Genomic DNA, 11,939 nt, shown 5'->3' with positions numbered 1-11,939 from the left:
ACATTATTTTTATAAGCGGGATTGCGAGTGAGACAACTACCATTATCATTACTGCTGGCTTTTGGTCTGACGGGTTCAGGTTGCGCCATTACATCGGGCCTGCAAACCTATGACTTACCTGTTGAAGGGGTTTATCAGACGGATCTTGGTACATCAGTAAATGTGGTTCAGTTAACCCAGGAATCCCTGCCCGCTGTTCAACCCGCACAGATCAATATCCGTCAGGACTACGCTCATCTGTTTAACCGCTCACATAAAAACTACCTTTTAAGCCCTGGCGATATTTTATCCATTTATCTATGGGCTTATCCCGAAATTACCCCACCGACAAATACCATAAATAATGAACAGGCAGTACAGTCCAACGGTTACCAGATAGACCAGAATGGATATATTCAGTTTCCTGTGATTGGTCGTTATAAAGCAGCAGGAAAATCCTTAAACCAGGTCAACCAGGAACTGAGAAGTCAGTTATCCCGCTTTTTAAAAACACCTGATGTTGTTGCACGCGTCCTGTCTTATCAGGGACAAAGATTCTCCGTCCAGGGTAACGTCATGAAAGGTGGCCAGTTTGCACTCAGTGATCAGCCTGTCAGTCTTTATACAGCACTGGGGATGGCTGGTGGCATCAACACTCAGAATGGTGACAATACAGCAATCACCCTTGTTCGACAGGGTAGAACATACAGTTTAAACAGCATTGAGCTCGAAAAATCAGGTTATTCGCTGCATAACCTGTTGATCCAGCCCAATGATACTATTTATGTCAATTCACGTGAAAATCAGAAAATTTATGTGATGGGTGAGTCTGGGAAAAATCAGTCTTTAGCCATGCGTGACCAGGGAATGAGCCTGAGTGATGTACTGGGCGAAAGCCTTGGACTGAACCCGTTGTCTGCCAGCCGAAGTAAAATTTATGTGGTCCGCAGCAATCCAAATGATTTCAGTACTGAAGTTTACCATCTGAATTTAACCAGTATCGGTGACTTTGGACTGGCAAACCAGTTTAAAATGCGCAGCAATGATATTGTTTATGTGGATGCTTCAGGACTTGCCCGTTGGCAACGTGTTGTCAACCAGGTTATTCCTTTCTCCAACATGATTTATAACGTTGACCGTATGGGACAGTAATGAAGATCCAGAATATCCTCGTTGTCTGTGTGGGTAATATCTGCAGAAGCCCAATGGCAGAGTATTTACTGAAACATGAATATCCTGACCTGCATATTGAATCAGCAGGCATTTCTGGTCTGATTGGTCATTCTGCTGATGACAAAGCAGATCTTTGCATGCAAAAATTAGGCATTGATATGTCGCCTCATAAAGCACGTAAGCTGAATGGTGATCTGATTAAAAAAGCCGATCTGATTCTGGTCATGAGCAGTAATCAACAGAAGCACCTTGAACAGACCTGGCCATTTTCCAAAGGGAAAACATACCGATTAGGACACTGGCAAGGAAAGAATGTCTCTGATCCCTACCGCCATGACCAGGCTGTATTTGATGAAACCTGTCTACTGATTCAGCATTGTGTCGCAGACTGGAAAAAACATATTTAACTTTTGATACCAGGATTATGAGCCAAAATACTAATACAGAAGATACAATTGACCTGAAGGAACTGTTCTTCTCTCTCATTGCTCAATGGAAACTGATTGCGCTGTGCATCATTTTAAGTATGGTCTGTGCTTTACTTTATCTGAGAACAACACCTGATACTTATTCAGTGGATGCACTCGTTCAGGTTGAGGAAAATAAAGGAGCTTCGGCGGCACTGCTGGGTGATCTGTCCAGTATGGTGGAACAGAAACAACCCGCTCAGGCTGAAATAGAGATTCTAAAATCCCGTTTAGTATTAGGCTCTGTCATTCATGGGCTGAACTTAAATATTAAGGTTTCAGGTACACAGGATACATTCTGGAACCGCTTGCTGAACAAACACGAATATGATGCCGAATATTATGGGAAGTCAGTTGTATTCTATGATGATGCAAAATCCTTTGAAATCCGTCAGTTTGATATTCCTGCAAATTTTCTCGACAAAAGTCTTTTGCTCAGCTTCAAAGACAATACTTTCTCTCTGATCAATGAAGCAACTGAACAGACTGTATTTTCCGCACCTATCAATCAACTGACTCAAAAGCAGTCTGAATATGGCGCATGGAAAGTTGCTATCTTTACTAAAGATCACTTAAAAGCCACATACAACATCCGCAAACAGACTTTACCTGCTGCTATGAAAGCATTAACCAACAATTACTCTGTTGCTGAAAAAGGTAAAATGACGGGGATACTGGGGCTGAATTATCAGGGAACCGATAAAGAGCACATCACCAAGGTACTGAATGCAATCCTTGTTGCTTATAGCCAGCAGAACATTGAACGCCGTTCCGCTGAAACTGCACAGACTTTAAAGTTTCTGGATGAACAACTGCCTGATCTGAAAAAACAGCTCGATGTAGCTGAACGTGAATTCAATAAATTCCGTCAGCAGTTCAATACAGTTGATGTGACCAAAGAATCTGAGCTCTATCTGACCCAAAGTATCACTTTGGAAACACAGAAAGCCCAGCTGGAACAGAAACAGGCTGAGCTTTCAGCAAAATATACGCAGGAACATCCTGCCATGCATGAAATCAATGCTCAACTTGGTGCAATCAATAAAAAAATTGCAGAACTGGATGGCACGCTGAAACGTCTTCCAGATCTGCAACGTCAGTATTTACAGCTGTATCGTGAAGTTGAGGTGAAGCAGCAGCTGTATACTGCACTGTTAAACTCTTATCAGCAGTTGCGTATTGCAAAAGCAGGTGAAATTGGTAACGTTCGTGTCGTCGATACCGCAGTTGAACCGATTGAACCGATTAAACCAAAGAAATTGCAGATCCTTGTACTGTCCATATTCTTAGGTGGATTCCTTGGGACTTTACTGGCATTACTGCGTAACATGTTACGTTCAGGGATCAAAGACTCAAGTCAGATTGAAAATGAACTGGATTTGCCTGTCTATGCAACTGTACCACGTTCACCTGTTCAGGAAAGCCGGATTAAACTGCTGAAAAAGAAAAAATCCATTCCTGTGCTTGCGGTTAAAAACAGTGATGATATTGCCATTGAGAGTCTGCGCAGCATGCGTACCGCAATTCACTTTGCGCTCAGCAACGCGAAAAATAATATTATTATGATTTCAGGACCTGCACCCGAGGTTGGTAAGTCATTTATTTCAACCAACCTTGCGGCTATTCTTGCACAAAGTGACAAGCGTGTTCTGATCATTGATGGTGATATGCGTCGTGGTTATCTGCATAAATATTTTGACCAGGAAAACAAAAATGGTCTGTCTGAATATCTGAATGGTCAGTTAAATCTGCAACAGGCGATTCATCAGTTATCCATTCAGAATCTGTCCATTATTCCTCGTGGTAAAAGCCCGACGAATCCTTCTGAGTTATTGAGTTCTGCAAAATTTGCTGCAATGCTTGAAGAAGTGTCCGCGCTGTTTGATCATGTGATTATTGATACCCCACCAGTACTGGCAGTAACCGATGGTATTATTATTTCACAATATACCGGTGTGAACCTGGTGATTGCCCGCTATGCGAAGTCTCAGATCAGAGAACTCGAACTGACGGTCAACCGTTTCGATCAGGCTGGAGTCAAAGTGAATGGCTTTATTCTGAATGATATTCAGCGTGGCACGGGTGGTTATGGTTATGGCTATGGCTACAACTATGCTTATGGTTATAAAGCCTCACAGGATAATGACTGATTTCATAAAGTAAAAAAGCCCGCGAAATGCGGGCTTTTTTACTGACCGAACGGGCATTCAGCGTAAGAATTCTGGTAAAGGCTGATAGCTACTGTTTTTGGCAAGTTCAGTCTTCATTCTTTGCAACATCTGATAGGGCTGTTGCTCAACCAGCAGATTAGTCACACTGGCCGGAATAGCCCCTTCAGGATTTGCATGCCCCGTTGTTGTGACTTTAACCCGCCCATCTGCCTGCTGCTGAAAAACCCAGTCACCAGAATAATCACTGATCCGGATATAACCTGGGTTTACAGGTTTAACCTTTGAAACAGCCGTGTTTTTTATACTGATCACGCCACTGGCATCTTTATACATTTTACCTTTTACAACCATATCACGGTCTTTTAAAGGAAATGGAAAGTCCAGCACCATATACAGGGTAAATTCACCTTTGGCATCGTCACGACTCAGTACTTCTGCCTTGGCGACATTGGGTACCCATCGGGTACTGTTCCGGACATCAAGAATTAAGGCAACCGCCCTTTCTATAGACACATCCAGCACTGTTTCTGCTTTATAAGACAGCACTGACTGTCCTGTATTCTGATAAGTCCAGACCTTCACATTGTTTTTATTCAGGCTGAGTCTGGCATTGGTGGGAACAGCTGCCTGTGTGGTCAGACTGATTGCAGCGACCACACAGCTAAGAAACATCGCTTTTTTTTTCATTTTAGGATCAGTTTTATTTAATACTGCTACAGTTTAAACAAAGCTGCATCCCGCTTAAATGTCATTTAAGCCTAAAACATCCTTCATATCGTATTTTTTTGCATCTTTGCCGACAACCCATACTGCAGCTCTGACTGCACCTGATGCAAAATTCATTCGACTGGTGGCTTTATGTGTCACTTCCACACGCTCACCTTCACCAATGAACATTACGGTATGTTCACCTACAATATCTCCGCCACGGATCGTTTCAAAACCGATTGTTTCACGCTCACGTGGACCCGTATGTCCTTCACGGCCATAAACCGCAACTTTTTTAAGATCACGACCCAGTGTATCAGCAACTGCTTCACCCATCATCAGTGCTGTACCTGATGGTGCATCCACTTTATGGCGGTGATGAGCTTCAATAATTTCAATATCCACTGTATCGCCAAACACTTTCGCAGCAAGCTCCAGCAGTTTAATGGAAACATTGACACCCACTGAATAATTGGCAGCATAAACAATCGGGGTCTGAGCAGCAGACTGATTTAACAGTTCTTTCTGTTCATCAGAAAAACCCGTTGTACCAATCACCATTGCAACACCTGCTTCAGCACATAATTTCAGATTATGCGCAGTCGCAACAGGTGCAGTAAAATCAATCACCACATCCACATCTTTCAGAATTTCTTCCAGACTGCCTGCAATCTTCACCCCAACGGCACCAATCCCGGCAAGCTCGCCTGCATCTGCTCCAATCAAAGAACTTTCAGGGCGTTCCACTGCTGCCGCAAGCTGATAACCCGCAAGCTGCACAGCCTGAATCAACGTACGGCCCATACGACCGCCTGCACCTAAAATACCAATACGTGGAGCTGTAGACATGATCTATTCCAAACTGACTTTTAATTGTGCTTACTATAACAAAACTCCCTGCTTAGACTAAGTTTTCAGACTAAAAATAAAGTAAATCCGTGCGGCTGTATGATCGCTCAGATCTATTCCAGTATTTACAGTCATGCTTTCAGGCTGGAAGGAATTTAAAAATATTTTCAGACACTTGCCCATTTTCACAATTCTGAAAACTTGCCCATGCAGACTCACCTGTACGAATGATCACAATACAAGTAAATAAGGAGATGAAAATGCATTCGGTGAAAAAGCTGCTTGTGGGTTTACTGGGGATGATGATGGCTGCTGCCTGGGCTGAACCTGCTGTACAGCCTGGAGATACCCTCGAAAGTCTGGCTCAGGCAAAAATCAGTGTCACGGTTCGCGACCAGGTTCAGTCTGAAAAAACAACTGAACAGGCGGCTGAAGAACAAAGTACAGGATCAGAGGTACGGGTTGAAGATATTGATGCTCCAGTACTGGAATAAACTCTGTTTTGAACAGATATAAAAAAAGGCGATATCACTATCGCCTTTTTTTAAGAACGGTCAGTCAAACAGCCGATCAAAGAATGATTTCTTTTTTGGAGATGATTTATTGTCATCGCCATCCATTGTTTCCTGCAGCTCTTTCAGCAGTTCACGCTGGCGGGAAGTCAGATTGACCGGTGTTTCCACCACAATACGGCAAAGCAGATCGCCCTGCATACTGGTCCGTACCGGTTTCACACCTTTGCCGCGTAAGCGGAATAATTTACCGGTCTGTGTTCCTTCTGGAATTTTGAGACTGACACGACCTTCGAGAGTCGGGATTTCAATTTCTTTACCCAGAGCTGCATCAGCAATGCTCACAGGCACATCCATATACAGGTCTGCACCATCACGCTGGAAGATTTCATGCTCACGAACCACGACCTCAACATAAAGATCGCCGGACTGACCATCACGGATTGCTTCACCTTTACCACTCAGACGGACACGGTCACCGTTGTCCACACCTGCGGGAATTGTAACTTCAAGCGTCTGCTGACGGTCTGAAACACCTGAACCATGACAGGTATTACATGGGTTTTTAATAATTTTACCCTGACCACGACAGGTACTACAGGTCTGTTGTACAGAAAAGAAGCCCTGCTGCATACGAACCTGACCGTGTCCATGACAGGTTTTACAGGTTTCAACATCTTTCGGGTTTTTGGAACCTTTACCGTCACATGTTTCACACGGCGCTGGCGCCGTAAATGTAATGGTCTTTTTCACGCCTTTGACCGCTTCTTCAAGCGTCAGTTCCATTACATAGCGCAGATCCGAACCACGACTGGCACGTTGCTGACGTCCACCGCCACCAAATGCACCACCGAAAATATCGCCAAACTGACTGAAAATATCTTCTGCGTTAAAACCGCCACCAAAGCCACCGCCGCCGCCCATACCACCTTCAAAGGCACGGTGCCCCATACGGTCATACATACTGCGCTTTTCACTGTCAGATAAAATTTCATAAGCTTCAGCAGCTTCTTTAAATTTTTCTTCAGCCTCTGCGTTGTCAGGGTTACGGTCAGGGTGATACTTCATCGCCAGCTTACGGTAGGCTTTTTTAATTTCATCATCACCAGCGGATCTGGCAACACCCAGAACCTCATAATAATCACGTTTAGCCATGTTTGGCGAAGCTCCTCACGGAATTTTGTTTAATACTTAACTGTGGTCTGAAATTGGGGGTCAAACCGAATATTACAAGGGCAGGACTGAAAAAATTTATGAGAATCAGAAAACAGCTTTGTTCTGGAAGAATTTTGCCACGCCTTTAATCCAGGCATTCAGCAAAAACAGGAAACCGATCAGGGCAAAAGAAACGCCTGCAACTGTGCAGCCAGTCACCCAGAGATAACTGTCCCAGTAAAAGAAAAATAAAGGAATGAACCAGAGTGCAGCAAAAGCCGTAATAATAAAATAAATCAGAATATTCCGCATGACCCAGAGTGCCTGTGCCTGTAACCAGACTTCGGTATCGACGGCCTGAGAAACTTTACGAGCAAAGAGGTAAGCAAAAATTCCACTGATCACGGTAAAAAGTGTCAAAAACATGAAGACATAAGAGATCGCAACAGAGCGGCGATACCTGGATAAATTGTCTTGCTTCATGTGCTTTCCAACCTTATTTACTGCATGTTTGATTTTGTAATATGCAGTAAAAAATAGCTTTTCAGAATTAGTAAAATATAAGGTGCTACTATATTGAAATTTTCAATTTTTCACACCCCATATTGTCATAAAATTAAGCAGTATTGTTATTTTTTTTTACTTTAAACCACTGTGCATACAATGCTGGTAAAAAGAACAGCGTCAACAGCGTTGCAATAATCAGCCCCCCCATAATCGCAACAGCCATTGGACCAAAGAAAATACTGCGTGACAGTGGAATCATCGCCAGTACCGCAGCCAGTGCTGTCAGGATAATCGGACGGAAACGGCGTACCGTTGCATCCAGAATTGCATCCCACTGATTCTGCCCTGCCAGTATGTCCTGCTCAATCTGATCAATCAGAATCAGCGAGTTCCGCATGATCATTCCCGACAGTGCAATGGTCCCGAGCATGGCTACAAAACCGAAAGGTTTGTTGAACAGCAACAGGAACAGCACAACACCAATCAGTCCGAGTGGTGCGGTCAGAAACACAATGAATGAACGGGAAATACTTTTCAGCTGAATCATCAGTAAAGTAAAGACCACCGCGAGAAATAAAGGCATACCCGCATTTACAGAGTTCTGACCTTTGGCTGACTCTTCCACGGTTCCACCCACTTCAACCAGATAACCATTCGGTAACTGAGCACGCATTTCATCCATCTTTTCAGTCAGCTGCCCAACCACCGTTGCAGGCTGTAAATGGGTACGGATATCTGCGCGGACGGTGATGGTCGGCAGACGGTTCCGGTGCCAGATCAGACCATCTTCAAACTTATAGTCGATTTTTGCAATCTGAGCGAGTGGTACTGTAGTTCCATTACTGGTCGGTACAGCAAGACTGGACAATGATTCCACACCAATCCGTTCGTTCTGATCGCCACGGATACGGATATCAATCAGCTCACGTTTTTCACGGTACTGATTGATGATAATGCCTGAAATGGAACTGTTCAGGAAATTCGCCAGATCCTGAGAGCTGACACCCATCTGACGGGCACGGTCCTGATCAATATTCAGAGAAATAATTTTACTTGGTTCACCCCAGTCCAGATGAACATTGGTGGTGTTTGGATTTTCTCCAATGATTTTTGCAAGCTGCTGCGCCTGCTGACGCACTGTTGCAATATCCTCACCTGAAACACGGAACTGTAATGGATAACCCACAGGTGGACCATTTTCCAGTAATGACACACGGGTTCTGACCTGTGGTAGTAATGCACGGATCTGAGTATCCAGGGACTTACGGATTTCATCACGGTCATCCAGCGAACTCGCCAGTACCACAAACTGAGCAAAACTTGCCTGCGGCATCTGCTGATCAAGCGGTAAATAAAAACGTGGTGAGCCTGTTCCTACATAAGCAACATAGTTGTCGATACCCTTTTGCTTCGCCAGGAACTGCTCTACTTTTTTCACGGCATTTTCAGTGGCTTTCAGTGATGCGCCTTCTTCCAGTTTTAAATCCACCAGAATTTCGGCGCGGTTCGACGGTGGGAAAAACTGCTGAGGTACAACCTTAAACATCGCAACAGACAGTACAAAGATACCTACCGTAACTGCAATCACCGTCTTACGGTAAGTCACACACCAGTTCACCAGTTGACGGAAACGCTGATAAAACCCGGTCTGGTAAGGATCAAAATGCTCACCTGCATGATGCACCACAGGCTCAGGTTCTGGCTGTTTGCGTAAACGGGCAATCAGACGCTGATACCACGGCGCTCTTTGTGGCGCATTATTAAAATCAGGCAACAGTTTGTCACCCAGATAAGGAACAAATAAAACTGCAGCCACCCAGGACACGATTAAAGCAATGGTCACCACCTGGAAGATGGAGCGGGTATATTCACCTGTACTGGAGGCAGCGGTTGCAATCGGTAAAAAACCTGCTGCTGTAATCAGTGTTCCGGTCAGCATTGGAAATGCGGTACTGGTCCAGGCATAGCCTGCTGCTTTCATCCGGCTGTAGCCCTGCTCCATTTTGATAGCCATCATTTCCACAGCAATAATGGCATCGTCCACCAGCAAGCCTAAAGCCAGGATTAATGCCCCCAGGGAAATTTTATGTAATCCGACATCAAACAGGTTCATTCCTGCAAAAGTCATTGCCAGTACCAGCGGAATGGAAAATGCCACCACAAGTCCAGTACGGAACCCTAAGGAAAAGAAGCTGACCAGTAATACAATAATAACGGCTTCAGCCAGAACCTTAATAAACTCCTGAATGGAGCGTTGCACTGCCACCGGCTGATCAGATACTTTTTTCAGCTCCATGCCCAATGGCAAAGTCTTCTGTAAATGCTGAAATTCAGTTTCAAGATTTTTACCCAGCGCAATAATATCGCCACCTTTACGCATGGAAACAGCAAGCCCAATACCATTTTCACCCATAAAACGCATACGTGGCTGAGCAGGGTCACTGAATCCCCGGTAAATTTCGGCAACATCTCCCAGCTGAATGGTTTTATCTCCCACTAGCAAAGGCATTTTTTTCAGATCATCGACATTTTTAATCGCCCCACTGACCCGAACCTGAATCCGGTCTGAACCTGTTTCAAAGAAACCGGCACTGGTGATGGCATTCTGCTTAGATAATGCATCCTGAATCGCTGTGACAGGAACACCCAACTGTGCGGCTTTGGTATTGGACAGTTCAATCCAGATTTTCTGATCCTGCAATCCAACCAGATCAACTTTGCTGACATCTTTGACCCGCTGTAACTGAAGCTGTAAACGGTCGGCATATTCTTTTAAGGTTGCATAATCATAGTCGTTACCTGTCAGTACATAGATGTTGCCAAAGGTGTCACCAAACTCATCATTGAAGAACGGTCCCTGTACGCCACTGGGTAACTGCCCTTTGATATCGCCGACTTTTTTACGCACCTGATACCAGACATCCGGTATCTGCGCAGATTTCAGTGAGTCTTTAGCCATGAACATCACCATGGATTCACCAGGTCGTGAATACGCCATGATTTTGTCGTACAGTCCTGTACTCATCAGCTCTTTTTCAATTTTATCCGTGACCTGTAAGGACACTTCTTCAGCAGTGGCACCAGGCCAGTACGTCTGCACCACCATCACTTTAAAGGTAAAAGGTGGATCTTCACTCTGTGACAGTTTTGAATAGGAAAAAAAGCCAACGATGCCCATGAGAATCATGAAATAAAGGACCAGTCCTTTATTTCTGAGTGCCCATTCAGACAGGTTGAACCGGGAAAAGTTACTCATGCAGCTGCTCCTTTCTGAACAGTGACAGCACGGTTTTCACGGTCTACAGGTTTAATTTTCTGTTTTTCATGCAACAGGTGTACGCCCCCAACCACAACCCATTCACCAGGTTTCAGCCCTGAAAGGACAGGGACACTGTCCCGACCATAAGCACCCAGCGTGACATTCACTTTACGGATGGTCTGATCTGGATTGACCACCCAGACATAAGCCTGATTACTGGTTGCCGATACACTGGATAGCGGTACACTTAAAACATTCTGTACATTCTGCGAAAAAAACACGCGGGCACTCTGACCCAGCTGAATCGCCGACTGTCCTTCCCTTAAAGCCACTTTCACACTGAATGTTCTGGACTGATCAGCAGCCGGAGAGATTTCCCGTACATAAGCTGCAAATTTATCTTCAGGTCTGGACCACAGGGTAATCCATGCATCCTGACCATCTTTTATGCTGGACACAGCCTGCTCAGGAACACCGATCACCACTTCACGGTCACCATCCATTGCCAGCTGATAGGCTGCCTGCCCTGCGGAAACCACCTGCCCCACTTCAATATTGCGCTGTGTGATCACACCGTTTTTATTTGCCACCAGCTGGTTATAACCGGTCTGATTAGCCGAAACATCATAATTGGACTGCGCCTGCTTCAGGGATGCCTGTGCTGCATCGTACTGATTTTTCACTGCATCATACTGTGAACGGCTGACAGCATTGATCGGTAAAAGCTGCTGAAAACGTTTGAACTCATCACCCGCCACTTTGGCAGCTGACTGCGCACTTTCCAGCTGTGCGCGTGCTGAGTTCAGCTGAAGCTGTGCATCTTTGACATCCAGCTTTGCCAGTACCTGCCCCACTTTAACTCTGTCCCCAACATCAACCAGACGCTCTGTAATCTGCCCTCCAACACGGAATGCCAGTGCTGTCTGCTGACGGGCCTGAACCTCACCCGCATAACTTTTCTGATCCAGATGTGAGGTTGCAGGCTGTGCAACCATGACAAATGGAATCTGCTCTGCAGCAGGCTGTTCCTTACTGCACCCCCACAGCGTGACACAGCATACAATGATCAGACTGCTGACCGATGTTTTCAGAATATTCATAGCTAAAGGCTCTTATTCAAATACTTTTTTTCAGGCAAAATACTGACAGGATATTAATT

10 protein-coding genes are annotated in these 11,939 nt (G+C 44.9%); 4 read left to right on the top strand and 6 right to left on the bottom strand.

Annotation, left to right across the window (positions count from 1 at the left end):
• Positions 1 to 27 precede the first annotated feature (27 nt).
• Genes CDG60_RS01065 through CDG60_RS01055 form a run of 3 tightly spaced genes read left to right on the top strand, consistent with a single transcriptional unit; the run spans position 28 to position 3,769 of the window.
• Positions 28 to 1,131 (top strand): polysaccharide biosynthesis/export family protein, encoded by a 1,104-nt coding sequence (locus CDG60_RS01065; RefSeq protein WP_087512934.1) that lies wholly within the window; start codon positions 28 to 30, stop codon positions 1,129 to 1,131.
• Positions 1,131 to 1,559 carry a low molecular weight protein-tyrosine-phosphatase gene (locus tag CDG60_RS01060; protein WP_087512933.1) on the top strand — a complete coding sequence of 143 codons (429 nt, stop codon included), beginning with the start codon at positions 1,131 to 1,133 and terminating at the stop codon, positions 1,557 to 1,559. Before CDG60_RS01065 ends, CDG60_RS01060 begins: the two co-directional genes overlap by 1 nt.
• A gap of 17 nt (positions 1,560 to 1,576) precedes the next feature.
• Complete coding sequence (locus CDG60_RS01055) at positions 1,577 to 3,769, top strand: polysaccharide biosynthesis tyrosine autokinase (protein ID WP_087512932.1); 2,193 nt, start codon at positions 1,577 to 1,579, stop codon at positions 3,767 to 3,769.
• A 57-nt stretch (positions 3,770 to 3,826) separates the two neighbouring features.
• On the opposite strand, the gene CDG60_RS01050 is transcribed toward CDG60_RS01055, so the two are convergent.
• Positions 3,827 to 4,477 (bottom strand): START domain-containing protein, encoded by a 651-nt coding sequence (locus CDG60_RS01050; RefSeq protein ID WP_087512931.1) that lies wholly within the window; start codon positions 4,475 to 4,477, stop codon positions 3,827 to 3,829.
• Between the two features lie 54 nt (positions 4,478 to 4,531).
• Positions 4,532 to 5,347, bottom strand: coding sequence for a 4-hydroxy-tetrahydrodipicolinate reductase (gene dapB / locus CDG60_RS01045; protein ID WP_087512930.1), 816 nt, complete (start codon positions 5,345 to 5,347; stop codon positions 4,532 to 4,534).
• A gap of 260 nt (positions 5,348 to 5,607) precedes the next feature.
• Between dapB and CDG60_RS01040 the strand changes: the two genes are divergently transcribed.
• Positions 5,608 to 5,841, top strand: coding sequence for a hypothetical protein (locus CDG60_RS01040; protein ID WP_087512929.1), 234 nt, complete (start codon positions 5,608 to 5,610; stop codon positions 5,839 to 5,841).
• 60 nt (positions 5,842 to 5,901) lie between these two features.
• On the opposite strand, the gene dnaJ is transcribed toward CDG60_RS01040, so the two are convergent.
• The 4 genes from dnaJ to CDG60_RS01020 all read right to left on the bottom strand — a co-directional run bounded on the left by dnaJ (position 5,902) and on the right by CDG60_RS01020 (position 11,880).
• Complete coding sequence (gene dnaJ, locus CDG60_RS01035) at positions 5,902 to 7,014, bottom strand: molecular chaperone DnaJ (RefSeq protein WP_087512928.1); 1,113 nt, start codon at positions 7,012 to 7,014, stop codon at positions 5,902 to 5,904.
• A gap of 105 nt (positions 7,015 to 7,119) precedes the next feature.
• On the bottom strand, positions 7,120 to 7,497 hold the full coding sequence (locus tag CDG60_RS01030; protein ID WP_087512927.1) for a hypothetical protein: 378 nt from the start codon (positions 7,495 to 7,497) through the stop codon (positions 7,120 to 7,122).
• Between the two features lie 133 nt (positions 7,498 to 7,630).
• Positions 7,631 to 10,777, bottom strand: a complete 3,147-nt coding sequence (locus tag CDG60_RS01025; RefSeq protein WP_087512926.1) for an efflux RND transporter permease subunit — start codon at positions 10,775 to 10,777, stop codon at positions 7,631 to 7,633.
• On the bottom strand, positions 10,774 to 11,880 hold the full coding sequence (locus CDG60_RS01020) for an efflux RND transporter periplasmic adaptor subunit (protein WP_087512925.1): 1,107 nt from the start codon (positions 11,878 to 11,880) through the stop codon (positions 10,774 to 10,776). Before CDG60_RS01020 ends, CDG60_RS01025 begins: the two co-directional genes overlap by 4 nt.
• Between the last annotated feature and the right edge of the window lie 59 nt (positions 11,881 to 11,939).

The sequence above is a fragment of the Acinetobacter chinensis genome, from assembly GCF_002165375.2.
Classification (GTDB): Bacteria; Pseudomonadota; Gammaproteobacteria; order Pseudomonadales; family Moraxellaceae; genus Acinetobacter; species Acinetobacter chinensis.
This window is presented reverse-complemented; position numbering and strand designations above follow the sequence as displayed.